This is a genomic window from Moorena sp. SIO3B2, from assembly GCF_010692525.1.
Lineage (GTDB): Bacteria > Cyanobacteriota > Cyanobacteriia > Cyanobacteriales > Coleofasciculaceae > Moorena > Moorena producens.
The window spans coordinates 1-25,511 of sequence record NZ_JAAHHE010000014.1; the positions used below are offsets into that span (position 1 = coordinate 1).

Below are 25,511 nucleotides of genomic sequence, written 5' to 3' on the forward strand. Positions count from 1 at the left end.
GCATAATCTACTTCTTTGGTAAAATTTTTATCATTATAAGCTTGAATAAAAACTCGATCTACATTCCATTTTGGCCAGTCGGCAGCAAAATATTTTTTAGCCCAATAAGGATTATGATGACAAAGATCAAAACTAACCTTTGGGTTAGCTTGTTTCATAGCACCGATCATTTCTTGTGAAAAAGTGGTTAGCTTCTTAGTGCGATTTACTTTCCCTGGTAACTCGGCATGGTAACCCAGATAATCGTCCCATTGGACTGCATCAATTTTAGGATATTTTTGGACAAATTCCACTAAAATATCTCTAAAGAAATTAGCAACTTCAGGAATTTCTACATCCAGAATATAATGCTCGATTCCTGGATAGGTGCGGTCAACGCCAGGTACAACCCATTTGCGTTCAATAGCTAAATCAAAAATCGGGCTATTTTTATCTATTTTGATACCTTTTTCAAAGTAAGCATGAACTTCCATGCCGTGTTTGTGTGCTTCATCAATTAGCCAAGTTAACCAGCGGTCGCGAAACTGATTGGGACAACTTTTATAACCGAAAGTTTTTTGCATCACTTCACTAGTGTACATAGGACAAATATTACCCCATACACCATGAATAATCGTATTAATTCCTTGAGAGTGATAATGACGAACTTGTTTTCTAATTTTCTCTTCACTAGCATTATTAGTTACGTTATAACGACTTATATAAATTCCTCTGATTGCTTTTTTCTCCAAAGGAGTTTGAGTTGTTGGTGATGCTGGCTGATGATTAGGTTTAACAATTGGTGTTTTTAATTTTTGAGCTGTTTGAGGTTTTTGAGGTTTTTGAGCTGTTATTGGTGTTGGTGAAGGTGGCTGATGATTAGGTTTAACAATTGGCGAATTTGGGAAGGAAGGTGCAGTGGTTACAGAAGGCTTAGTAGGAGCCGAAGGTTGTGGTTCGGCTGGTGTCGAATTTAAACCAGGAATAGCTATTGGTAGATTTTGAGGAATAGCTATGGGGAGATTTTGAGGTAATTTGCTAATAATAGCGAAACCTCCTTGATGGTTCAACCACCAATAACCACCGCCTAAAACCAGTAAGATTACAGAAATGGGAATATTTGCGCATCCACATCCACTGTTTTCCTTTGACTTTTTATTAGACATGGTGAAATTCTTGCCTAGCAAGAGTTTGGGACATTAGTTTAAGTTAGTTTAAGCGGCTGAAGCAAAAAATCGTAAGCATTCAGCCGTCAGCCGTCAGCCGTCAGCCGTTGGCCACAGGCCCAAAGCTGATACGCGACACGCTGATAGCACCTCAAGTAGCGTGGCACAGGCTTTGGCCTTGGCCGTTGGCCACGCTACGCGAATGGCCACGCTGTGCGAACGACGCTGGGAAGTAGCTCATTAGCTGATAGCTGATACGCGACACGCTGATAGCTGAATGCTTACAAAAAATCGAGATATAGCTAGGGTTTTAGTCGCTTAAACTAACAGTATATAATACTAAGTCAGGAATAGCAAAATTGTTTACTATCGGGACGCAGATTCTCTAGTTGTTTGGTAACCCATTCACGATTAAAAATTGCTTTGTATATAGGGTTGTTCACCCTTAGCCGTCCTTGTTGATTAACCACCAAACCCGATAGCAACAATTCGTTGCACTCTTCGCTGTTATCCATCGGTACATCATCTCCAGCTAAAATCTGCTGATAACGTCCCAGCAATTTGTCAGCATAATATTTATTACTCAAATTATTACTCAAAAGGCGAGCCGAGATACTTCGTAAATGCTCGGGTTCATCCTGGGATTCCCAATGATCAATAATTTGATTATGTACGATTTGGCTAACCCAAGATTCCTCATTACCAGGAGCAATAGTCAACCCGACCCTTACTGAGTCTACTACCAACTGACATAGTTTTTGGGTCAGAAAGGGTTGTCCTCCTGTCCAAGCCAGTATCTCCTTGAGAATCCTTGTAGGGTTACCCCCTGTTCCCTCTAATCCCTTGGCAAGGGGATATGCTTCATGGAATTCAAAGCCATGTAGTTCTATGGCTTTCCCGATATTAAACAGTGTCCGCTTTTTGCCAGTAATCAAATCCCTTGGCTTAGCTACTCCGAACAAAGCAAAGACAATGCGATTATAGTCGGGATTAGTTGCTCTTTGGTTATAGCAGAATCGGATCAGGGCCAAAAAATCCTCAACCGGAAAAGGTAAGTTGAGAATAGTATCAATTTCATCAATGAAGATAACAATTCGTTCAGTAGTAAATTTTACCAGCAGGATATCTTCCAGGAAATTACTCAATCGCTGAAGCAGTGAAAGATACTTTTCCTGGTGCCACCAGGATTGGAAATTAAAGTGACCGAATAACTTCAACCCTCGTACTAACTCAGCCACCACTCCTTTGTACCACTGAGTTGGGGTAATTATTTCGCTACCGATGCGCGTCATATCAATAGTACTGCATTTAAATCCTTCTTGTTCTAGCTGATGTCTGATTCGCACCGCTAGAGAAGACTTACCCATTTGTCGGGGAGCCATAACATAACAAAACTCACCCCTTTTTAAGGCGTTATAGAGTTGGACATCTGCTTGTCTTTCTACATAGCTAGGCGAATCACTGGCTAGACTACCACCGACTTGGTATCGAGGGTAATTATTAATCATATTGTTTTATTAATTATGGTCTGTTATTCCGACATAAATCAAAGGATTTTACTTTGATCAAAAAAATAACTCATAACCAGATTACTATAACGTTACTAGATAAAAAATATAATCATAGCTTGTGAATAAAGTGTGAAAATACCGTAGTAATTGGAATTGTAAAGTTTACTATTTTAGGGAACGGGGAACTTAATATCGGCGAAAATAGAATTATATCAAGTCCGGTTAATCATTTGGAAAATAGCCGATTTAGCAGCAATAGTAATCAAGAGGTTAGATTTTCCGGAATAGACCCACAACGTAACGAAAAAATATTTAACAAAGGAATTTAACTGGGCTTTCCCTAGGTCGAGCTTAGATTAAATCCGGTTGACTAATCATCCTATGGCTGACCGGGTAGAGTGCATCTCATTAAAGCTGTTTGACCCGGTGAGTGGAACCGGCATCTTTTAGGTGCGCTTTCCGCATCTAATTATTAAATTCGCCACGGGTCGCACCTGTGGAACGGGCATCAGGCGTGGAACGGGCATCTTGCCCGTTTCAATTTCCGGGCAGCAACCTAACACTGGCGGTGCGTTACGGGGCGGACTATCCCAAGGCTGGCGGTCGAGGCGAACAATAAGGGCAAGTCCGCTCCTAACACACCCTACGCACCCTACGCAACTAATTACCAACATTTAATAACAAGAAATTATGTATCAGCGCATCAATAACACCGTTTTCTTAGCTTTAGTGTCCAGCATTATGGCACTCACCAATCCAACTAAAGATGCTTATCTTGATCATGCGTCATGGCACTTACACGATACTTACTGCCAGCAGAAATCCCTTCCTCTTGGGGTAAAAGCAGCTTGTTTTGTCGGTAAACCTTTACCACCTGGTGCAGTTAAGCCAGTGATCGAAAGCTACACTCGTCACCAAAACTATTTTCTTTTCAGTATCTATACCACCAACTTCTGGGGGAAAAAATTCCACACTGTTGGGCTAGGGGGCAAATTTTTTGTGTTTTAATTATATAAGCATTCAGCTATCAGCTATCAGCTATCAGCTATCAGCTATCAGCTATCAGTTATCAGCTATCAGCTATCAGCTATCAGCTATCAGTTATCAGCATATGCCCTAGGCGCATATGCTTACTTAATTCTATCAGAATTGCAGCCCTATAAGAAACTATGATCGTGGAAAATCTTCTATATCAAGGGATTCATAGTCTAAATCAGAGGCTGTAAACCGATATCTTTTACCTCGTTCTAAACTCCTGGTTTTGATAGTACATTCTTTAGCCTTGCTTCCATCCTCGGTTCCTACAGAGCAAGATTCAAACTTTATGTTTAAAAAGTTATTGGTATAGATTTTATCGCTTCCTGATGACAATTTTTGTATCCTATCATTGATCCAATACTTTACCGAGTAGGGAGTCTGATTGGATATAAGTGTAGCAACTTCAGGGGTATTTGGCATGAGAAAGCTTCGGAGAACCCAGTTGCTCCGACATTTGTACTTAGTAAGAGTCCTGATATCAGCACACAAAGACATAGGAACTTCTGAGTTCATACAAACTGATTTGGTAATAGGATACGAATCTCTTTGTCTGACATCCACATTTCTTTTAATTACAGCAGTGAAAACTCCAGACTCAAGTACACGATCGCGTTCTTTAATCTCGTACTCAAATGTATTCTCTCCGTCTAAAACGTGAAATTCTTTACTATCATGTCTTGTTCCAAAACTCATCCGTGTCCCTTCTGAAGATCTACCCTCATCGTACTCTCTGTCAGTGTAAGGAAATGGGTCACTAGCTACTCCTCTGGTAATATTTTTAACAATTACACGTCTTTTACGAGCTGGTGGAGTAGTACTGGAAGTAAACCGGGCTTCCCGAGAAGACCAGCTGTAACCTGGGCACTCACCTTTATACTTAGTTTCGTGAATTTCTACTTGATTGAGTTCTCGGCTACCTAAGAACTCCCATCCGATTTCAGGTGCAGGTTGTATTTCCGAACCCTCTTCAATTCCTATTTCAGGTGCAGATTGTGTTTCCGAACCCTCTTCAATTCCGATTTCAGGTGCAGGTTGTATTTCCGAACCCTCTTCAATTCCTATTTCCGGTGCAGGTTGTGTTTCCGAATCCTCTTCAATTCCTATTTCCGGTGCAGGTTGTGTTTCCGAATCCTCTTCAATGGGCAATTGTTTTAGTGGCGGCAACTGTGCTAGTGAGGGTGCTCTAAAAAACGTCAAAACCAGACTAATGCTCAAAGCAGTGAGCAACAAAAATTTGCTATTTGATGTGATTTTATTAACTATTTTGTTCCATAATCGATTGATTTTAAGCATCAGAAAAATTTAATTTTGTTAATGTATTTAAATGTCAAAAAATACGTGTTAGAGTTTGCAATTCCACTTATCGTATCAATTAGATCTGAATTTAAAGTTCGATCATTTCCTTGAGTGTGTTAAGACTAAAACCAGCAAGACGCTGAGCCTCACCCAGATCAGAAAAGCCATGCTTATGATACAAGTTGAGGTCAAAGTTTCCGACAATTGCTCAAATCTTTAGCAGTGCAATACTAGCAGGGCAGATCACTGGCGCAATCAGAATGAAATAGCCCTGAATGATCAGCAATAGTTAGGAAAGTGGTTTACCATCTTCCTGAGCTATCTAATAATTAGCGAAGAGGATGGTAAGTTGCTTGAGGAGCTATCTGTTGAATACTGCTATCTACCTGCGGTATTGATGCAATTAAGCCATCGAAAACGGCAAGTAAAAACATAAAAAACAAGAAACTCATGGGAATCGAAATAATAACTCCGATCAGTGTCTGTCCTAAATAATTCCTAATGGCTAGCCCCATCAGATGATCAACTCCATAGTCGATCTGCCAATTTCCTTGTTCATCTTGATAGACGTCTTTAACTTTCATAAGTTTCCTCACTCATTCAATAAAGTATAAAAATAACTACAAAGCTTATAGGTGATATTCCGCAAGTTAAACCAAAAATAATTTTATAAAGTCACTAATCGTAGGGTGGGCAGTGCCTAGCAACGTGGTTTGCAAGCTTCATTATCTGTCTGATGCACTGCCCACCCTAAATGAACCTTACTCATCCTACAAAGCTTATAGATAAAATTCCGCAATTCAAAACAAGGTATTTTTATTTAATTGAATCCCTGGCTATTTAAGGGGTAATCGATCATTTAAACTACTCATTTACTATAATCATTATAAGAGAGCCATTTTCTTGAGGAACTATCTGTTGAATACTGGTATCTACCTGCGGGATTAATTCAATTAAGGCATCGAAAACGGAAAGTAAAAACATAAAAAACAAGAAACTCATGGGAATCGAAATAATAAATTGGGTCAGTGTCTGTCCTAAATCATTCCTAATGGCTAGCCCCATCAGATGATCAACTCCATAGTCGATCTGCCAATTTCCTTGTTCATCTTGATAGACGTCTTTAACTTTCATGATTAGCCTCGCTCATCCAATAACTTAAAAAAAAAAACAAATCCACAAAATTTCTACATCACATGGCGCTATAATCGAAGATGCTACCCTTTAGAAACTAAAGGTTTATCGCTATCAAGAGTTACAGGTGGCGTAGTATCTAGTCACGGAGCTGCTCCCCAAATTGATTCGTTAAGGCTTGTGACAGTTAACAAAAACCTCCACTAATCTACCACTTACTATTAAATTATGGTAGATTAAGGAGATGGCATTAATACCACTCCGTAAGGCGGTCGAACTTACGGGACTCTCCAAGAACACACTAAAGAAGTATGCAGACAATGGGACACTCAGATGCGAAAGGACACCAGGAGGGACTAGACTCTTTGACTCAACAGATCTTCTCCGTTTTGGAAAAGCTCCAAAGTCTGACAAATTGCGCTGTTACACCATCTGTTATTGCCGAGTCAGTAGTACAAAACAGCGAGACGATCTTGCCCGCCAAGTCGCTTACCTCCACTCTCTCTTCCCGGAAGCAGACATCATCTTTGACATCGGTTCCGGTCTCAATTACAACAGGAAAGGGCTTAGAACCATACTGGAACGAGTCGTGTCTGGAGATCAGCTCACGGTTGTTGTTACCTGTAGAGACCGACTTACCCGTTTCGGGTTTGAACTCATTGAGTACTTGGTCGGTCTCAACGGTGGAAAAATCCTGGTTCTCGACCAACCTGAAAGTTGTCTTTGATCAGAACTTACCGCAGATATTATCTCCATCATTCACGTCTTATCCTGCCGGGTTCACGGACTCAGAAAGTACGGTAAAAAAATCAAAGAAGATTCATCTGTTCCTAAACCCTGAACAGCGAGCAATTATCCGTAAGTGGTTTGGAGTGTCCCGTTATGTGTTCAATAAAACCATCAAAATCCTCCAGGATGGCGAAACAAAAGCTAACTGGAAAGCCATTAAAACTGGCATTTTGAATGACCTACCCGAATGGTGCAAGGAAGTCCCTTATCAAATTAAATCGATAGCGATAAAGGATGCTTGCACCGCTGTTAGGGAGGCCAAGAAAAAGTACAAGAAAACGTTTCAAATTCAGCGAGTAAGGTTTAGGTCTCGCAAAAATCCCATTCAATCTTGCTATATACCCAAGTCAGCAGTTTCGACCTTGGGGATATATCACACTAAATTAGGAGAGATAGGATACACTGAAAGCCTTCCTGATCAGGTATGCGATAGTAGGCTAACCAGTAACAACGGGAATTACTACCTAGTTGTCCCCTATAAAGAGACTAAAAAGAAAACCGAAAACCAAGGTAGAGTAGTCGCTTTAGATCCTGGAGTCAGAACTTTTATTACTTTCTTTAGTGAGACATCTGTAGGAAAAATTGGAAATGGAGACTTTTCTCGTATCCAACGATTATGTCAACATCTAGACAATTTGCTATCAAAGATCAGTAAATCTAGTGGTGGACAGAAACGCCGAATGAGAAAAGCGGCTAGGAGAATGATCGTCAAAGTTCAGAACCTAATTAATGAACTTCATCACAAAACAGCTAGGTTTTTGGTTGACAACTTTGACGTAATTCTGCTTCCAACTTTTGAGACCTCTCAGATGTCTAAAAGAAAGAACAGAAAAATCCGATCTAAAACTGTCCGTAATATGTTGAGTTTTGCTCACTATCGTTTTCAGGAATTTTTGAAGCATAAGGCAATAGAAGCTGGGAAGATAGTAGTAGATGTCTGTGAAGCTTATACCAGTAAAACGGTTAGCTGGACAGGTGAATTAGTCAACATTGGCGGCGGTCGAATAATTAGATCAAAAGTTGATGGTCGATCTATGGATCGAGACATTAACGGCGCTCGTGGGATATTCCTACGAGCCTTGGTAGATACACCCTGGTTGAGAAATCAACTTGCATTAGTGAGCCAAAATTTTCCCTTGAGAGATTCTGGTAGCTAAAAAGTATCGGTCTATATACTAATCAGGGCTAGCTCAGAAATTTATGCAATCGGATCTTTTTTCCGTAAGGGCAGTGGGCGGGAATGCTTTTGCTTAGCGGCTCCTAGGTCTCATCCCATCCTCGTTAAGTGATCAGCTGTGTTAACGGTGTAGTTGTTGATCAGATCACAACCATGGTGGCTTAATCATCAAAAATATCCAACTGCTCGATGGTCACCCTTTGGTCTGTCACCTTTTGGCCAGTTGTATTCCTAGCTGACAATTGTTTGCCAATCCCCTTGCGCAACCCCAGGGCAATTTTACTGTGCTTCTCAATTTGCTTCATCACCTGTTTCGCCCGATTAATCACTGAGGTTGGTAAACCCGCTAAACGTCCTGCCTCAATCCCATAAGAACGGTTAGCTCCTCCTGGCTGTACCTGATGCAAAAAGATGATTTCATTCGCTAACTCTTTTACGGTCACCTGATAATTAGCTACATTGGGCAAAATCGAGGCTAACTCATTCAACTCATGATAATGGGTGGCAAAAATCGTCCGTGCCTTAATTTCCATGGCCAGATACTCCCCGACCGCCCAAGCGATGGAAAGACCATCAAAGGTTGCTGTGCCTCGACCAATCTCATCCAACAACACTAAAGACTTATCCGTAGCATGATTGAGAATATTCGCTGTCTCGTTCATTTCCACCATAAACGTAGACTGGCCTGTTGCTAAATCATCCACCGCACCGACTCTGGTAAAAATGCGATCGCATATCCCCAAACTTGCTTCTGATGCTGGCACAAAACTTCCCACCTGTGCCATCAACTGAATCAATCCTACCTGACGCAAATAACAACTCTTCCCACTGGCGTTAGGTCCGGTCAGAATAATCAAATCAGGAATATCCGTTTCGGTTGAAGCTTGAAGGTTAGCAGGTTGAAGGTTAGCAGGTTGAAGGTTAGCAGGTTGAAGGTTAGAAGGTTGAAGGTTAGAAGGTTGAAGGTTAGAAGGTTGAAGGTTAGAAGGTTGAAGGTTAGAAGGTTGAAGGTTAGAAGGTTGAAGGTTAGAAGGTTGAAGGTTAGCAGGTTGAAGGTTAGCAGGTTGCTCGTTATCGGGTTGCTCGTTATCGGGTTGCTGGTTAGAAGGTTGCTCGTTAGAATTTTCAACGTTCAACTCCCCGTCAACCTTCAACTCCCCGTCAACCTTCAACTCCCCGTCAACCTTCAACTCCCCGTCAACCTTCAACTCCCCGTCAACCTTTAACTTGTTTTGACCTAAAGACGCGGAATTCGGGACAAACAAGCCACTGGGCAAGGACTGTTCCACCACTGGATGCCGTCCATCTATAATCCGAATTTCCCGGCTTTGATCCATATCGGGACGACAATATCCCTGATAAACAGCGACCTCTGCTAATCCACACAACACATCCAATGCTGCTACCGCCCGAGACACACCCCGAATCCTGTCAGCTTCCAGCCCTACCTCATGGCGCAAGCCCACAAAAATTTCATACTCTAAACGATTCAAATCCTCCCGGGCCGTGAGAATCCGTGCTTCCCGTTCCTTCAGCTCTGGGGTTATATAGCGCTCTTCATTAACTAACGTCTGCTTCCGAATATAATCATCTGGTACCTGAGCTGTCTTAGCACGAGGTACACTAATGTAATATCCAAAGGTCTTATTAAACCCTACCTTCAGCTTGGGAATATCTGTCTTTTCCCGCTCCGTTACTTCCAAATTAGCAATCCACTGCTGATCCTCCTCGGCTTGAGCACGCATTTCATCCAACTGCTGATTGACCTGAGGCCGAATTAATTTTCCCTCAGTCAGATGCAAGGGTGGTGACTCTACCAGATGCTCCTGCAGTGTGTGCCCTAACTCTTCCAATTGTGGCGGTACATTCTGCATCACTTTCAGATAGGGAGAAGAGCCATAAGCCGCTAGGTCAGCTAATTCCGGTAACCTCAACAGAGAATCCCCTAAGGCTACTAAATCTCTGGCATTAGCTCTACCAGAACTTGCTTTCCCTGTCAACCGATCCAAGTCATAAATTTTCCGAAGCAGCTGCTGTAAGTCCTGGCGCAGTCCAGTATTGTCCACTAATTCCGCGATGGTATCATGTCGCGCCCGGATTCCCTTAATCTCTAGTAATGGTTGGAGTAGCCAGCGCCGCAATGCTCTACCTCCCATGGCTGTACTGGTTCGATCTAGAGCCCAAAGCAGGGAACCGTTAAAGGTGTTATCTCGGACAGTAGCAGTAATTTCGAGATTGCGACGAGTCTGGTGGTCGAGAATTAAATAATCAGCAATGGTATAGGTCCGTAATATCTGTAACGCTACATAATTTTCTTTTTGGGTATCTTTCAGATATTCCAACAACCCACCAGCAGCACGGACACCAAGGGGCAGATGTTCACACCCTAACCCTTCAAGCGATCGCACTCTGAACTGTTCCAACAGTCGCTGTCGGGCTTCTGCCAAGGTAAAGTGTCGTTGGGGACGGAGTGCATAACAAAATGAATTTGGTAAACAATCCGGTAAACTCTCAGAGGTCTGACCAGGTCGTAGCATACTCCCCAAATCGGGAGCATTGGTGGGAATTAATACCTCCGACGGCTGCAAGCGCATCAATTCCTGAACCAGCAGGTCTAAATCTCGGTCTTGAGTAGTCAGAAATTCCCCAGTGGAAATATCTGCATAGGCTAAACCCCAATGATTCTTAGCAATTACTACTGCTGCCAAGAAATTGTTACGACGAGCATGGAGCATCTCCTCTTCCATCAAGGTACCGGGGGTAAGGACACGGGTGACTTCCCGGCGCACCTGACGTCCTTCTTTGGCTGCTACTGAGGCATCTTCCACTTGGTCACAAATTGCGATCGCATAGCCTTTTTCCACTAGCATGGTGCTGTAGCGGTCCAAAGCATGGTGAGGAACCCCTGTCATTGGCACCCGTCCCACTCCCTTACCAGCTTCTTTGCTGGTTAAGACCAGTTCCAGGGCTTCAGAAATTATCCTGGCATCCTGAAAGAAGGTTTCATAGAAGTCCCCAACTCTGTAGAGCAGCACAGCATGGGAATACTGGTCTTTTAGTTCAGCAAAATGGTGCATCATCGGTGTCAGCTTACTGCGGTCCACTGTCCGATGGTCAGTATTCTCAGGCGCAACTTTCCTTGCTGCTTCAGTTGCCCTTTTGGGAAGGTTATCGTTGGATTCGGGAGTAGATGCTTGAGGGGATCTGCTCATTTACTAAGCTAGAAATACCAATACTCTATATTAAGAGGTAAATCCAACTCACCCTCGGTTTGTTAGATTCATTTCCACTAAGGGTTTATTACTATATCGCAATATTTTTATCAAGACTAGGCAGCAGAGTAAACACATCTAATTGATTGATTCATACATATAGTGTTTATTGATTTCCATAAACACTATATGTATAAAATATCTTGTCAATAAGCACAATAACACCGGGTTTATTGAGAACTACCCCCAGTTTGTTGACAAGATGCGCTTACCCTGGCATTGTATAGCCTAGCCAGAATGTCTAAATTATTCTAAATCATTCTTAATTATTATTAATTTTTTATAACTTTGCTAACTAAACTATTCTCAATTGTGCTAACTAAATTATTATCAATTATGTGTATGTTTAATACTTAGCAATTCCCTTGCTGATGCCCCTATAAAGTGGAATAAATTAAACAGCTGTTGATGACAGTATTGTGTTTATTTAAAATATTCTAAATTATAGCTTGGGAGGGAATCGAATCACATTTATTCACATGAAACGGCGTATAACAAATGAAAAGTGTCATCAGACGTCGAATGTTTTTGGTTGTACTCGCTACCATGACCGGGCTATTTACAACCTTGACCCCTGTTTTGACTGAAGGTAAGTCTGGTTTTCACATTCTTTATGCCTTGAAGCCCAACGGTCAACTGTCCTACTATAGCTATAGTGGTCTACCGAATCCTAATAACTTTCAGAATCAGGGTGCGGAGACGGTTATTTCAAACGGTTGGAACGAATATAGTAAAGTTTTTTCCGGAGGTTGTGGAGTTTTGTTTGCTCTAAAGCCCAACGGTCAACTGTCCTACTATAGCTATAGTAGTCTACCGAATCCTAATAACTTTCAGAATCAGGGTGCGGAGACGGTTATTTCAAACGGTTGGAACGAATATAGTAGAGTTTTTTCCGGAGGTTGTGGAGTTTTGTTTGCTCTAAAGCCCAACGGTCAACTGTCCTACTATAGCTATAGTGGTCTACCGGATCCTAATAACTTTCAGAATCAGGGTGCGGAGACGGTTATTTCAAACGGTTGGAACGAATATGGTAAAGTTTTTTCCGGAGGTTCTGGAGTTTTGTTTGCTCTAAAGCCCAACGGCCAACTGTCCTACTATAGCTATATTGGTCTACCGGATCCTAATAACTTTCAGAATCAGGGTGCGGAGAAGGTTATTTCAGACGGTTGGAACGAATATAGTAGAGTTTTTTCCGGAGGTTGTGGAGTTCTGTTTGCTCTAAAGCCCAACGGCCAACTGTCCTACTATAGCTATATTGGTCTACCGGATCCTAATAACTTTCAGAATCAGGGTGCGGAGAAGGTTATTTCAAACGGTTGGAACGAATACCAGAATATCTTCTAGGGTCAGCCAGGTTTATAGCTCAGGGTAAGAGCATCTCAATCACGCTTGACAAAAGGAACTAGGGCAAACGCATCTAAATTGCAAAACCCTTATCCAGTAAGGATTTAATCAATTGATTTCAAACAGAACTCGATCGCTGAAATCCTGACCCCGCCAGCATGTACAAAAATAAGATGCGTTTCCCCTGGACTAGGGAGTTGATATGTTCCAAAAGAACCGCTTCGCGATCGGCGAAGCCGCGCCAAAGGCGATCGCGTTTTAGGACATTTCCCAAGGCCATCGCTTCAATCGGGTCTCCCAGTAGGGTTCCGGTTCCATGGGTTTCTACATACTGCACATCTGACGGTGAAATGCCCGCTTGCTGGTAGGCCGAGACTAGAACAGCTTCCTGAGCATCTCTACTAGGAGCCGTTAGCCCATTAGTGCGCCCATCTTGGTTAACCGCACTGCCTCGAATCACAGCATAAATTGGATCTTTATCGATCAGGGCTTTGGATAGGGGCTTTACTACTATCACCCCAGCCCCCTCGCCCCTGACAAAGCCATTGGCACGGGAATCAAATGCCTTACAGCGACCATCAGGAGATAAAGCCGTTAACTTACTCAACCCAACCGTCACCACTGGGGTTAGCATCAAATTCACTCCCCCTGCTAGGGCTAGGGTTGACTCACCATTCCATATACTCTGACAAGCCAAATGAATTGCCACTAGGGATGAGGAGCAAGCGGTATCAACCGTTAGACTTGGCCCTTTTAAATTCAGTAGGTAGGAAATGCGATTAGCTGCCATAGTGGAAGCTACACCAGTATTGGTATAGGTATCCACCACCTCTGGACTTTGGAGGAGCAGCTGACCATAATCATTAGTGGAAATGCCAACAAAGACCCCCGTTTGGCTTCCACTGATTTGGCTAGGCACTTGGCCTGCATCCTCTAGTGCTTCCCAAATTACTTCCAACAGTAGTCGCTGCTGGGGGTCGATATAGGTAGCTTCCCGAGGAGCAATGCCAAAGAATTCTGGATCAAATTGATCAACATGCCCTAGGAAACCACCATAACGGCAATACATTTTGCCTGGTGCGGTGGGATCCCCGTCGTAAAATTTCTGGATATCCCAACGGTCTGGTGGCACTTCAGTAATAGCATCCACACCATTTTTGAGCAGTTGCCAGAAGGAGTTTGGGGAAGAGGCACCTGGAAAGCGGCAGCCAATCCCGATAATAGCAATAGGTTCTTTTAACCCTTTCCTCTTTTGCAGCTGCAACTCAAGAAGGGCGCGTTTTTCGGGGGAGAGATTGGCAATCCGCTTAGCAATATCATCCACTGGCAACATAGATCGAAACATAGATCTAGGAACTATTTGATGGGTTTTCCCAGAATTTCTTGGATTTGTGCTTCTGAAAGCATTTCCAACTCAGCTAAGAGTTGGTCTACCTCTTGATCACCACTGGAGGAAATCGATTGAACCGTCACCGGTGAACGATAAAAGGGTGTCGAGGTGAACCGATCCAGATTCTGGAACTGTGCCTCCCATAATTGTTGCATCTCACTACCTGCACTCGACACTCTCGGTTCGATTTTTCTTGGGCTGTCCCCCTGGTTTGAGTTGCTTTGTTGACTTACTGTGGCCAGATATTGGCCAAGGGACTCGATATTGGGATAATCATAAGCCAGTGTAGGAGACAGAGGCACCCCTAACCATTCTTCGAGATCATTAGCTAGTTCGACTGCTGTTACTGAATCTAGACCATAATCAGCAAAAGACTTGCTGATGTTAATAGACCTGGCAGGAAGTTTTGTTTCTCGCGCTAGCCAATCTACTATCCACTTTTGAAGTGTATGGCGGGTTTGCTGAAGGCCGATAGTATTAGTAGTGGGTTCTTTTTCTGGTTTGGTTGGGGCAATGGTTGGCTGCTGCGCCAAGCTCGATTGCCCTACAACTGTCAAGCTATTGTTTAGAAATCCAGCTCGACAAGCATGGCGCTGTACTTTGCCACTGGATGTCTTGGGAATACTATTGGTCTTGAGCAATAACACAGCATAGACTTGAAGCTGGTATTCTTGGGAGATGGCACTGCGGATGGCTTCAACCACTTGATCTACATCTAGTTTCCGCAGGTAATTCCTGGAGACTTCTTGGACAATAACCAATTGCTCAGCCTGTTCCACTTCCACAGAAAAAGCTGCGCCATAGGCAGGGCGAAGAGCCGGATCACTTTTTTCTACGGTCAATTCTATGTCTTGGGGATAATGGTTGCGACCCCGGATAATAATTAAATCCTTGAGACGACCTGTTACAAACAACTCACCATCCTGGATAAATCCTAAGTCACCAGTGCGCAGCCATGGTCCTGAACCGGTATCAGCTAGATAGGCATTAAAGGTTTTTTCCGTCACCTCTGGTTGATTCCAATAGCCTTGAGCAACGCTTGGCCCTTTTACCCAAATCTCTCCGACAGCACCGGCTTCGACTTGGGTGAGGGATTGGGGGTGTGCGATCGCAATTTTTTCATTTAACCAAGTCCGCCCACACCCGACCAGGATTCGAGTCGGCACATTACCATTAGACTGACCATTAGACTGATTGAGACGATTTTCTGGCACGGGAACCACTCGATTTTGTTCAAGAGCTTCCCCTTCAAATTCCCTTACCACTGGAGGTTGGTCTTTCAAGCCCCCAGTGACTAATAATGTGGTTTCTGCCATGCCATAACAGGGGTAAAATGCTTCCCGACGGAAGCCACAAGGGGCAAATTTTTGAGCAAATCGCTCTAATGTCGAGGCTCGAACCGGCTCTGCACCAGTAAAGGCCGTTTGCCAACTGCTCAGGTCTAGGGTTTCTAATTGCTTAGGGGTAATTTTCTGCACACACAGCTCATAGGCAAAATTCGGAGCACCACTGGTAGTCACCTGATATTTTGAAATTGCTTTTAGCCAGCGGTAAGGCTTGCGGAGGAAATCTACTGGAGCCATCAGGATGATGGGAAGACCAACATAAAGGGGTTGTAGGATGCCGCCAATCAGTCCCATATCATGGTAAGCGGGTAACCAAGATAATCCTCTGCTTTGGGGTGTATCTTGGAAACACCGATTAATCAAAGCTGAGTTGTATAACAAATTCCCGTGGCTAACCATCACTCCTTTGGGTTTACCCGTTGAGCCAGAGGTGTACTGTAGAAAAGCCAGGGTGTTGCTTGTTTGGCGCACGGGCGGTTGTGTCTTAGCGCGCGGGTCACGCGCGACGCGACCCTTAGAGTCCGGGTGCTGCCAATCGGATTCCTGGTGCGTAGGCAGATTGTCAGTAGCCAGCCACTTCAGTTGCTTGTTGGCGGAATTTTCAGCTAGCTGAGTCTCTATTTTCTCTAATAGAGGGGTAGTAGTGAGGGCAAATTTGGCCTGAGCATCTGCCACAATTGCCTCTAGCCTGGACAAATTTTGATTGGAGCGGGGGGGATAAGCAGGAACGGCTAACACTCCCGCATACAAGCAGCCGAAGAAGGCTGTGATAAACTCTAAACCGGGTGGATAGAGTAGCAACGCTCGCTCCCCTTTAGCGTTCTGGTGTAGAAGCTCGGATGCGATCGCTTGGGCTTGGTTGTCTAACTGTTTATGGGTAAGGTAGCGGTCTGGGGTTTCCCCGTTCAGTAGAAATGTATAAATTATCTGATCCGGCTGGTGTATTGCTCGGTAACGTAGCAGGTCCACTAAGGTAGAAAATTTTTGTATATTCTCGCTCATCTGATCTAAACTGTCTTTCATCCCTGCACGCCTTATTTTCACAGCCAAATCGTCGCCCATCCCCTGATCGATAGATTTCTTCAGCCTTTTTCTAGACTACAACAATCGTTTATTATCTATTAAGATGGGCATTATTGGCCAATAGCTTAATGAAATACCAATTCCCCTTAGTCATTGGAGGTAAGCATTCCGCTATCAGCATTCCGCTATCAGCATTCCGCTATCAGCATTCCGCTATCAGCATTCCGTTATCAGCATTCCGTTATCAGCATTCTGTTATCAGCATTCCGCTATCAGCATTCCGCTATCAGCATTCCGTTATCAGCATTCAGCTATCAGCATTCAGCCAAGGACTTGTGTCCACGCTACTTGATGTGATTTTGAATAAAAGAGGTAAGCTAAGGCCAAAGGCAGCGCTACGCGAACGTAAGGTCTGAGTTACGGCTGACGGCTGACAGCTGATTGCTGATAGCTTACGTTTCAGTCATGACTTTCAGGCGAATCAGCTGCTCTCCACTCTCGTCCAAAGGAACTTCAATCACGTCACCCGCTAGACGATCCATACAGGTCAGCAGCAATCGCAAGTGGGGAGTACTTGACCCGGTATCCACATACAATCGGTCTGACAGACTACCTAAACGCTTCCAGGTGGTATAGAGTTTGCCAACAGTCTTTTCTAGTGCCAAGGCTTGTTTCACTAAATCAGCAGCAGTGTTTAAACACTCAAGCCGTAGCGCTTCATCTAAAGCCAGTTCCATATCCAAGGATGTGTGATTGATAGCTTGGACTTGGGCAGATGCATCTAGATACTTGGCTAAGCAACGGGCATCTGAGGTCACGTGTTTAACTGTGTCCACATCTGGGTTAGTAGCAATTGCCTCTTGTAATGGAATCAGGTGGATTTCTGGCAGCTTTTCCATCTCTTTGACCAATGGGGCTAGGTAACTGGATGGGAGACCCCCTTCAGCGGATTTTTCTTTAACTTCCTCTGGTAGTAATTCTGAGGACATGGCAGTCCATTGATCAGATGCCTGTTTGACCTCCCGGCGGGTGATGCGATCGCCTTGTTGAGCTCGTTCTGTCACCAGCTGCTGGACTTCGGGAGCCGACTTAGCTGTTTCCACAAATGCCCGTTTACTGAAGTTATTAATGGCATCATGACTAAGCTGACCCTCGATTAACAGAGTATCGGCACTGTTAGCCAGTTCAATCAGGGAGTAAGCCTGACTCTTGCCGATTTCCCGACTTTTGAGCCAATTTAAAAATCCAGCTCCCCTTCCTTCACCCCCTTTTTTCTCCCTGTCTCTTACTACTCGTAGAATCCGTCCCCGCCAGATATCGGTCTGTAAGTCAAAGCGATCGCATACTCGCCAAGCGTAATCCACTAGCTGTTCAAAGTCGGTTTCCTGAATTTCTTCATCCTCTGGGTCCGGGAGTTGGAAATCCAGATCCATGGGTTCGTTGAGCAGGGCAGCGAGTTCGGCGGTAGAGTCAGGCACTTGCACCATAGGGAAAGATTATCCAGTCACGGTAAACACGATTATTGCACGGTTTCCGAATTATAGGACTGTACGCTACCCCTAGATGAGTGTGAATTTATTGTCTGGCATAATACACCAGATGTATAGGTTATTAGTCGTTAGTCATTAGTTTGGTTGCTTTTAAGATCCGAGTTTGACCGTAAACCTAGTTAATGGGATTTAATGCGATCGCACAACTAGTCTGGAATCTTCTAGGCTACTCAATCACTAAAATTTTTACGCCATCACTAGTTTTTTCAAGCCTTGTAAAAATTTTATTATAATCCTTACTAAGTATTGCTTTTTTACGGCAATTTATCCTATCATTAACTATTTTTTTTTGTCGTAAATTTACATTAACTTAAATCTATTTACGAATATTTATAATAATTATTATAACCTCAATCAATTACATAAATTAATTTTAAGGGCTTACATTGTGCGCCCTTACTCGTCTAATCAGCATCAACTTATAACCGCTATAATGCAAAATAGATAAAATCGAAAAAAGACTACAAAAGACTACTATAGCGTTTCCTAGTAAGCCTGAGGTACATCTAAATTAAATTATTGTTACCTATTTCCTACTCCCTAAAAACCAGTACAAAATTTCCTCACCCACATGTACTTTTATTAAGCCTGAAATAATTGGCAACAAAGGTGGTAAATTATAGCCAACATAGCAAGAGTATGAGAGGTGCATCAAGATGAATCAAAAGAAAACTACTGACAATAAAATAATCCCAGGGAGCTTGGCATTAGCATTTGCTTTACTCATCGGTGCAGCCTGGTGGGTAAGTAGCTCTAACTCTCGCTCCTTGCAATTTAACCGTATTAGTACTCCGTCTATAGAAGATGTCAACTCTTCTACTACATCTTCTACGACAACAGAGAATGCAACCGAGAATGCTGATGCTCAAACAAACCTTAACCTTAAGGGATTAGGGGATACCGACCGTGGTTATTCAATCCTCAGTAGTGCTAACTTCCGAGACGCTCTGGTTAAGCGGGGGATTGGTTTCAATTATGCTCAAGAGTCAGACCAGGAAACTCGTGCAGCAGCTCTGGGTCAGGAACAAGCTGATCTGATTGGCACTAGCTTAGACCAATTCCTGACTCACAAGCCTAACGGCAAAATCGTTGCTCTGTTGAACCGAACAGAGCAAACAGATGGTAATCAACCCAACTTAGATGTAGTAGTGGCCTCTGAGCGTATCCTGAAATCCAATCCCAAAGAGATCCAAGATTTTGTAGAAACATACTACGACCAGGTAGAGAAAGCTAATCTCAGGGATGGGGAAACTGCTAGTAAGGGGATGCAGTTTTTTACGGCGGCTGAGGCGAAAGATTGGATGAAATCAGGAACTTTGGCAAAAAGAATAGGGGAAACTGCGGAAGTTTTGGCAGCTTCCGGTAAGGCAAAAGATGTTCCTGTTAATACCACAGAACTGTTTACCGCTAACTATCTGCCCCCAACAGCTGAGCAAAGTATAGCTACAACCCCTCCGACAGATTCTGATCAGTCGGAAGTTGTGGCTCAAACTCAGGTAGCTGATTCTACTGAAGCCGATCAAGCTCAGGGATCACAACCGGAAAAAACCGTTCCTCAACCAGAACAAAAACCTGACTCTACTGCCACTCAAGTGGCTGAGGCAGATAATAACACTCAGGCTTCAGTTCCAGGAAAAGCTGAGGAAAAGTCGGAAGTTGCGGCTCAACCTAAGGATTCCTCTAACACTGAAGCGGATCAAGCTAAGGAATCAGAACCGGAAAAAACCGTGACTGAACCAGAACAAAAATCTGACTCTACCGCCACTCAAGTAGCTGAGGCAGATGATAAAGCCAAGGAATCGCAACCAGAACAAAAATCTGACTCTACAGGCACTCAAGTGGCAGAGGCAGAGGGACAAAACCCCCAGCCCCTAACTAACTTAGAAGTTTTAGGTGAAGTCAAGTTTGCCAAGGCTTCGTTTCAATTAAGTCCGATACTTTTTAGCTACCAAAATCTACTTTGCAGATTTTAGCCCACTAATGCAAGCTGCTCTCGCAGCCAGGGGGTATCTCCCAAGGCCAAGATAGGTTTTGTTCCGCTCAAGGCGCATAAATCTGTGTTTAATAGAAAACGCAACCACTATCATTAAAGCTTTGGTTTTCGGCTTCAATTCAAGGAACCAGAATGTTTTCAATGACACTAGATTCTTAATCAAAGTCTAACATATTTTTGAAGATACTGCAAGATATTTGTAGAAAATCGTCAACAGTGGCTAGCCCTCCCATCAATTCTTTGTGGAAGGATTAGGTTTCTCTGAACCCCAACCTGGTACTGACCCGACTTCTCCTGTTAACCAACGTACTGTGATTAGTTTGGCACCGATTCAATCGGGCAATTAGTGACAGATCAAGGCTTGCCAAATTGTTGAAGACTTAAGGGTAATTGGTAATTGGTAATTGGTAATTGGTAATTGGTAATCGGTAATCGGTAATCGGTAATCGGTAATCAGTAATCGGTAATCGGTAATTAGTAACTTGCTCAACTATAGTTGATATGATTCTGATATTGAGCAACGCCCAAGCGACCCGGTCAATTACCCTACATTGCCCTTTAACTATTGGTGAATCAACTTTCTCAATCACAACCGACAGATAGTGATCAATCTCGATGGCATGGCAGCCTTGAATTACGCTTTGCCTTAGCCCATGGAAAAACTCAACCTATTCACACCTACGCCAAAGCTCCCTTGAAGGTACAGCGACCGTTTTATCCAGAAGGGCTAGAGGTTTGTCACAGTGTGGTACTTCATACCGCTGGAGGAATGGTAGCAGGGGACAAGCTATCTCAAGATATCCACCTTGAATCCGGGACTCATGCTTTAATCACCACTGCTGCTGCTAGTAAAGCTTATGGTAAGGGAAGTTATAGCGCTAGTTTAAAAAACAATAGCGCTAGTTTAAAAAAGCTAGAAACTAAACAAATAAGCTCTAGCGCTAGTTTAAAAAACAATAGCGCTAGTTTAAATCAGCCAGAAACTAGACAAATCATCCGGCTCCAAGTAGAGACTGGTGCTTGTTTAGAATGGTTTCCCCAGGAAACGATTGTATTCAATGGTGCAGTTTACCGGCAGGATTTGCGGGTAGAATTAGCGCCCGGAGCCAGTTGGTTAGGCTGGGAAATTACTCGATTTGGACGCAGTGCCAGAGGAGAAAGGTTTGTGGAGGGAAATTGGCGATCGCATACGGAAGTTTGGCAGCAAGGACATCCACAGTGGATTGACCGACAATGGTTACCAGCTAGCGAAGCCACCTTCTCTAGTCCTTATGGTTTAGCGGGACAACCAGTGGTAGGAACATTAGTTTTGGTAGGGGAAGCGCTATCATCAGAGATTCTCGAACAAGCCAGGGAACTTTGGAATGCTAGGGAGTATGTAGGGGAAGCTGGGGTAACTCAGCTGATGTCAGGATTATTATGCCGCTATCGTGGTGGTTCAACTGAGGAGGTGAGACACTGGTTTACGGAGGTTTGGCAACTGTTGCGCGTTAATCTATTCGGGCGTCCTATTATTAAGCCACGGGTTTGGCCGTTGTAATATCAAAATTGCTACTAACCACAGGATCAAACAATGCAACTGACACCCCAAGAAAAGGATAAACTACTAATTTTTACTGCCGCCTTATTGGCAGAACGACGCAAGGAAAAGGGGTTGAAGCTAAATTACCCAGAAGCCGTTGCCTACATTTCTGCGGAAATTTTGGAAGGTGCAAGGGAAGGACGTCCAGTAGCTGATTTAATGAGTTACGGCACTACCCTGCTGACGCGGGATGATGTGATGGAAGGAGTCCCCGAAATGGTGAATGAAGTCCAGGTAGAAGCAACCTTTCCCGATGGGACTAAACTGGTTACTGTACATGACCCAATTCGTTAATCCCACAAAAAGCTTGATAAGTAACTGTTTAACTCATCTTAAATCATCAGAGGATTCACCGGAGTTGACGGAGTTCTTCTGTGAGATGGATAAGTTGGTTTCTGAGGTCATTGATTTGCTCACTGCTTAGTTGTGCAGTTCCTTGATGATCTACGATGTTATTCAGGCTATTCATACAGTCATTAATCGTATAAAGACAGTTATCAACAATCTGGATTCGTTTCGTCAAGATTTCTTTGAACTTAGGCTCATTTGATTCAAGAATCCTATTGTTGTTGGGGTGAACTTTATTCAGTTGGAATTTTAAGATTTTCCATGATTTAACTAGTGAAGGGAGTCCCATAAGCACGAAACAATGGTTAAAAAACCTTTAAAAAAATTAAATCAAACACCAGACAGGAAAACAAAAAAGTAGGGAGAGTAGTCATGACTAATTTAATATGGCGAATAGTTGCCAAAATAAATTTCTGAATAACCGGCTGCTGATCAAGCAAGATTTTTCCATAAGTAGGATATTTTTGGCGATTAGTATAGCTTTAAAAGCAATGTAAGATGTCAGAGTTGACCAAAAAGGAATCATTAACTGTAGAAATATAACCATCAAATATTTAATAAATAAAAATTCAATAACACCTATATCGATTATTCAGAACAGACTAGAGAAGTCAGGATTAATTGATTAAAGACTGTGTAAAGAAAAGATAAGCTAGATAAAAAAATATGGTAAGGGTAATAGGTAATAAGCAATAAGTAATAGGTGATAAGCAATAAGTAGTAGGTAATAAGTAATAAGTAATAGGTAATAAGTAATAGGTACAAAAAAAAGCAGTTGACAGCCTCCGTGCTAAGATCGCGCAGCTTCATACCCCAGAATCCTAGAGCCATTCAATGTAGACCCCTTATGCCTAGAGCCTAGAACCTTAAAAAAAAACTAAACTCCACTTCCTATATACTTCAGTGTGTAAGTTAAGGCTACAAAAAAATCTAATTCACGAGATAATCAACTAATTCACCAGATAATGAAAAGCTAGTCAGGGTTTAAGGAGTTAGTTAGTGATTCCAGGCGAAATCATTCCCCAAACAGGGGAAATAGAACTCAATGCTGGTCGTGCCACCATCAGAGTACGGGTAGCTAATACAGGCGATCGCCCTATTCAAGTAGGGTCTCATTTTCACTTCTTTGAAGTCAACGAAGCTCTCAAATTTGACCGGGAAGCTACTAAAGGCATGCGCTTAAATATTCCAGCTGGCACCGCTATCCGCTTTGAACCGGGAGACGAACGAGAGGTGGAATTAGTCACTCTTGTTGGTAGTCGTCAGGTGTACGGCTTCAATGGCAAAATTAATGGTCAACTTGATCGGTCAACTTGATATTGTCAACTTGATATACAGTTACTATTTTTTTTCTAAAGCAAGCGCTACCCAGAGGTAATCCCAGAGTTTGGCCGAGGGGATAAAATTCCCCATTACCCATTACCCATTACCCATTACCCATTACCCATTACCTATTACCCATTACCCATTACCTATTACCCTTAATCAAGGAGTTGTTGATGAGTTATCGTATGGATCGTCGTGCCTACGCCGAAACTTATGGTCCTACCGTAGGCGATCGCATCCGCTTGGCTGATACAGAACTAGTGATCGAAGTGGAACAGGACTACACCACCTATGGTGATGAAGTTAAATTCGGTGGTGGTAAAGTGATTAGAGATGGGATGGGACAATCCCCCATCTCCCGCGCCGAGGGTGCTGTGGATTTGGTGATCACTAACGCCCTAATCCTGGATTGGTGGGGTATTGTTAAAGCCGATATTGGTATTAAAGATGGCAAAATAGTTAACATTGGCAAAGCTGGAAATCCCTACATCCAGGACAATGTCACTATTATTATTGGTCCTAGCACCGAAGCAGTTGCTGGGGAAGGCATGATTGTCACAGCAGGGGGGATTGATGCTCACATTCACTTTATTTGTCCCCAACAGATTGAAACTGCGATCGCATCTGGTATCACTACTATGATCGGCGGTGGTACAGGTCCAGCCACTGGCACTAACGCCACAACCTGTACTCCTGGTGCTTGGAATATTCACCGGATGCTGCAAGCTGCGGATGCATTTCCTGTGAATCTAGGGTTTTTAGGGAAAGGCAATAGTGCCAAACCCGAAGGATTACAGGAACAAGTGATAGCGGGTGCGATGGGATTGAAGCTGCACGAAGACTGGGGCACTACTCCAGCCGCTATTGATACCTGTTTAAGTGTGGCGGATCAGTTTGATGTCCAGGTGGCAATTCATACCGATACCCTAAATGAAGCTGGGTTTGTGGAAAATACCATTGCTGCCTTCAAAAACCGAGTCATTCACACCTACCACACCGAAGGAGCAGGGGGAGGTCATGCTCCAGATATTATTAAAGTCTGTAGTGAAGCTAATGTATTGCCCTCTTCTACCAATCCTACCCGTCCCTATACCGTTAATACCCTAGAAGAACATCTCGATATGCTCATGGTGTGCCATCACCTAGACCGGGGCATTCCTGAAGATGTGGCCTTCGCTGAGTCCCGGATTCGTCGGGAAACTATTGCTGCCGAGGATATCCTTCATGATTTAGGGGCTTTTAGTATGATTGCCTCTGATTCTCAAGCCATGGGACGGGTGGGTGAAGTGATTATCCGTACCTGGCAGACAGCCCACAAAATGAAAGTGCAACGGGGAGTGTTATCCACCACTACTGGGGAAACTGGGGAAAACGACAATTTCCGAGCCAAGCGTTACGTTGCCAAGTATACGATTAATCCTGCGATCGCTCACGGAATTGCTAATTATGTCGGTTCCATCGCAGAAGGGAAGCTAGCGGATTTGTGTCTGTGGCGTCCAGCCATGTTTGGAGTCAAGCCAGAGATAGTGATTAAAGGTGGTGCGATCGCATGGTCCCAAATGGGTGATGCCAATGCTAGTATTCCCACACCCCAGCCGATTCATATGCGTCCGATGTTTGGTAGTTTTGGTGGTGCGATCGCAGCCACATCCGTTACCTTTGTGTCCCAAGCTGCCTTAGACCAAGACATCCCAGCTCAAATTGGCTTACAAAAATCCGCTGTTGCCGTTTCCAACACCCGCAACTTGAGCAAGACCGACATGAAACTCAACGACGCCTTGCCACAGATTGAGGTCAATCCAGAAACTTATGAAGTCAGAGCTGATGGGGAATTATTAACATGCGAGCCCGCAACGGTTTTACCCATGGCACAGCGTTACTTCTTATTTTGATTAGTTGCTAGTCAATCACTAGAGCATTTCTCATATTAATGAGGTACACAATATTTTTTTATGTTGCCTTTTGCCTCTTGCCTCTTGCCTCTTGCCTCTTGCCTAAAATTAAAAATGTACCTCACCAAGTTCATGTAGGGTGGGCAGTGGATCAGACAGATTGACCAAGCTTGCCAATCCCGTTGCTAGGCACTGCCCACCCTACGATTAATGACTGCATCCAATCTCCGTTAGAGTCGATGCCTGGTATTACCCAGGGCACCTCTCCTTCAAATCTGGGCGTGCGACTTTCACCGCACCCAGCTCCTAGATATCCTGACCTTTCGGTCTGCTTCCGTGGATTAGTTGATGGCAG

At 43.5% G+C, this 25,511-nt stretch carries 22 protein-coding genes and 2 pseudogenes; 12 read left to right on the top strand and 12 right to left on the bottom strand.

The genetic code is table 11. From position 1 onward, the window contains the following. A partial coding sequence (locus F6K38_RS05280; RefSeq protein WP_287356226.1) for a family 10 glycosylhydrolase occupies positions 1-1,145 on the bottom strand: 1,145 nt, incomplete at its 3' end. A 344-nt stretch (positions 1,146-1,489) separates the two neighbouring features. Continuing rightward, positions 1,490-2,653 carry an AAA-like domain-containing protein gene (locus F6K38_RS05285; RefSeq protein WP_009149305.1) on the bottom strand — a complete coding sequence of 388 codons (1,164 nt, stop codon included), beginning with the start codon at positions 2,651-2,653 and terminating at the stop codon, positions 1,490-1,492. A gap of 499 nt (positions 2,654-3,152) precedes the next feature. Between F6K38_RS05285 and F6K38_RS05290 the strand changes: the two genes are divergently transcribed. Both F6K38_RS05290 and F6K38_RS05295 read left to right on the top strand, forming a co-directional pair. Further along, the gene (locus F6K38_RS05290) at positions 3,153-3,275 is read left to right on the top strand and encodes a hypothetical protein (RefSeq protein WP_267872079.1); all 123 of its coding nucleotides are present in this window, start codon (positions 3,153-3,155) and stop codon (positions 3,273-3,275) included. Positions 3,276-3,346: 71 nt separating this feature from the next. After that, positions 3,347-3,664 carry a DUF4359 domain-containing protein gene (locus F6K38_RS05295; RefSeq protein WP_009149304.1) on the top strand — a complete coding sequence of 106 codons (318 nt, stop codon included), beginning with the start codon at positions 3,347-3,349 and terminating at the stop codon, positions 3,662-3,664. A 159-nt stretch (positions 3,665-3,823) separates the two neighbouring features. On the opposite strand, the gene F6K38_RS05300 is transcribed toward F6K38_RS05295, so the two are convergent. The 3 genes from F6K38_RS05300 to F6K38_RS05310 form a co-directional block, all read right to left on the bottom strand. Further along, positions 3,824-4,987: a hypothetical protein gene (locus tag F6K38_RS05300; protein ID WP_009149302.1), complete on the bottom strand. Its 1,164-nt coding sequence runs from the start codon at positions 4,985-4,987 to the stop codon at positions 3,824-3,826. A 332-nt stretch (positions 4,988-5,319) separates the two neighbouring features. After that, entirely contained in the window at positions 5,320-5,574 is a 255-nt protein-coding gene (locus F6K38_RS05305; RefSeq protein ID WP_009149299.1) for a hypothetical protein, read from the bottom strand. A 280-nt stretch (positions 5,575-5,854) separates the two neighbouring features. Further along, positions 5,855-6,124 carry a hypothetical protein gene (locus F6K38_RS05310; RefSeq protein ID WP_009149298.1) on the bottom strand — a complete coding sequence of 90 codons (270 nt, stop codon included), beginning with the start codon at positions 6,122-6,124 and terminating at the stop codon, positions 5,855-5,857. A 244-nt stretch (positions 6,125-6,368) separates the two neighbouring features. Between F6K38_RS05310 and F6K38_RS05315 the strand changes: the two genes are divergently transcribed. Together F6K38_RS05315 and F6K38_RS05320 are read left to right on the top strand one after the other, a co-directional pair. Then, on the top strand, positions 6,369-6,851 hold the full coding sequence (locus F6K38_RS05315) for an IS607 family transposase (RefSeq protein ID WP_044494422.1): 483 nt from the start codon (positions 6,369-6,371) through the stop codon (positions 6,849-6,851). Continuing rightward, positions 6,808-8,070: an RNA-guided endonuclease InsQ/TnpB family protein gene (locus F6K38_RS05320; protein WP_009149294.1), complete on the top strand. Its 1,263-nt coding sequence runs from the start codon at positions 6,808-6,810 to the stop codon at positions 8,068-8,070. Before F6K38_RS05315 ends, F6K38_RS05320 begins: the two co-directional genes overlap by 44 nt. Positions 8,071-8,251: 181 nt before the next feature. Here F6K38_RS05320 and mutS read toward each other — a convergent pair whose 3' ends face one another. Next, complete coding sequence (gene mutS / locus F6K38_RS44065) at positions 8,252-11,302, bottom strand: DNA mismatch repair protein MutS (RefSeq protein ID WP_287265502.1); 3,051 nt, start codon at positions 11,300-11,302, stop codon at positions 8,252-8,254. A 558-nt stretch (positions 11,303-11,860) separates the two neighbouring features. On the opposite strand from mutS, the gene F6K38_RS05330 reads away from it, so the two are divergent. Next, the gene (locus F6K38_RS05330) at positions 11,861-12,706 is read left to right on the top strand and encodes a tachylectin-related carbohydrate-binding protein (protein WP_271968844.1); all 846 of its coding nucleotides are present in this window, start codon (positions 11,861-11,863) and stop codon (positions 12,704-12,706) included. Between the two features lie 247 nt (positions 12,707-12,953). Here the strand turns inward: F6K38_RS05330 and F6K38_RS05335 are convergent. Then, positions 12,954-14,039: pseudogene (locus F6K38_RS05335) on the bottom strand (type I polyketide synthase); the annotation flags it as partial. 23 nt (positions 14,040-14,062) lie between these two features. After that, entirely contained in the window at positions 14,063-16,465 is a 2,403-nt protein-coding gene (locus F6K38_RS05340; protein WP_287356230.1) for an AMP-binding protein, read from the bottom strand. Between the two features lie 128 nt (positions 16,466-16,593). Between F6K38_RS05340 and F6K38_RS05345 the strand changes: the two genes are divergently transcribed. After that, positions 16,594-16,881, top strand: coding sequence for a hypothetical protein (locus F6K38_RS05345; protein WP_287262783.1), 288 nt, complete (start codon positions 16,594-16,596; stop codon positions 16,879-16,881). Positions 16,882-16,917: 36 nt separating this feature from the next. On the opposite strand, the gene F6K38_RS05350 is transcribed toward F6K38_RS05345, so the two are convergent. Next, positions 16,918-17,952 (bottom strand): hypothetical protein, encoded by a 1,035-nt coding sequence (locus tag F6K38_RS05350; protein WP_008179432.1) that lies wholly within the window; start codon positions 17,950-17,952, stop codon positions 16,918-16,920. 719 nt (positions 17,953-18,671) lie between these two features. On the opposite strand from F6K38_RS05350, the gene F6K38_RS05355 reads away from it, so the two are divergent. Further along, positions 18,672-19,988: a prolipoprotein diacylglyceryl transferase gene (locus F6K38_RS05355; RefSeq protein ID WP_287356232.1), complete on the top strand. Its 1,317-nt coding sequence runs from the start codon at positions 18,672-18,674 to the stop codon at positions 19,986-19,988. A 363-nt stretch (positions 19,989-20,351) separates the two neighbouring features. On the opposite strand, the gene F6K38_RS05360 is transcribed toward F6K38_RS05355, so the two are convergent. After that, a complete protein-coding gene (locus tag F6K38_RS05360; RefSeq protein WP_008179427.1) occupies positions 20,352-20,498 on the bottom strand; it encodes a hypothetical protein in 147 nt (48 codons plus the stop codon). Positions 20,499-20,576: 78 nt separating this feature from the next. On the opposite strand from F6K38_RS05360, the gene F6K38_RS05365 reads away from it, so the two are divergent. Both F6K38_RS05365 and ureA read left to right on the top strand, forming a co-directional pair. Then, complete coding sequence (locus tag F6K38_RS05365) at positions 20,577-21,548, top strand: urease accessory protein UreD (protein ID WP_287356233.1); 972 nt, start codon at positions 20,577-20,579, stop codon at positions 21,546-21,548. A 33-nt stretch (positions 21,549-21,581) separates the two neighbouring features. Next, positions 21,582-21,884: an urease subunit gamma gene (gene ureA, locus F6K38_RS05370; RefSeq protein ID WP_008179425.1), complete on the top strand. Its 303-nt coding sequence runs from the start codon at positions 21,582-21,584 to the stop codon at positions 21,882-21,884. Between the two features lie 55 nt (positions 21,885-21,939). On the opposite strand, the gene F6K38_RS05375 is transcribed toward ureA, so the two are convergent. Then, complete coding sequence (locus tag F6K38_RS05375; RefSeq protein WP_154659670.1) at positions 21,940-22,113, bottom strand: hypothetical protein; 174 nt, start codon at positions 22,111-22,113, stop codon at positions 21,940-21,942. Between the two features lie 824 nt (positions 22,114-22,937). Between F6K38_RS05375 and F6K38_RS05380 the strand changes: the two genes are divergently transcribed. The 3 genes from F6K38_RS05380 to F6K38_RS05390 all read left to right on the top strand — a co-directional run bounded on the left by F6K38_RS05380 (position 22,938) and on the right by F6K38_RS05390 (position 25,320). Then, on the top strand, positions 22,938-23,255 hold the full coding sequence (locus F6K38_RS05380) for an urease subunit beta (RefSeq protein WP_287247895.1): 318 nt from the start codon (positions 22,938-22,940) through the stop codon (positions 23,253-23,255). A 182-nt stretch (positions 23,256-23,437) separates the two neighbouring features. Continuing rightward, the gene (gene ureC / locus F6K38_RS05385) at positions 23,438-25,156 is read left to right on the top strand and encodes an urease subunit alpha (protein WP_044492188.1); all 1,719 of its coding nucleotides are present in this window, start codon (positions 23,438-23,440) and stop codon (positions 25,154-25,156) included. 38 nt (positions 25,157-25,194) lie between these two features. Continuing rightward, positions 25,195-25,320, top strand: a complete 126-nt coding sequence (locus tag F6K38_RS05390) for a hypothetical protein (RefSeq protein WP_267875558.1) — start codon at positions 25,195-25,197, stop codon at positions 25,318-25,320. Here the strand turns inward: F6K38_RS05390 and F6K38_RS05395 are convergent. Beyond that, a pseudogene (locus F6K38_RS05395) lies at positions 25,308-25,511 on the bottom strand (hypothetical protein); the annotation flags it as partial. The gene F6K38_RS05390 and the pseudogene F6K38_RS05395 sit on opposite strands and share 13 nt — an antisense overlap.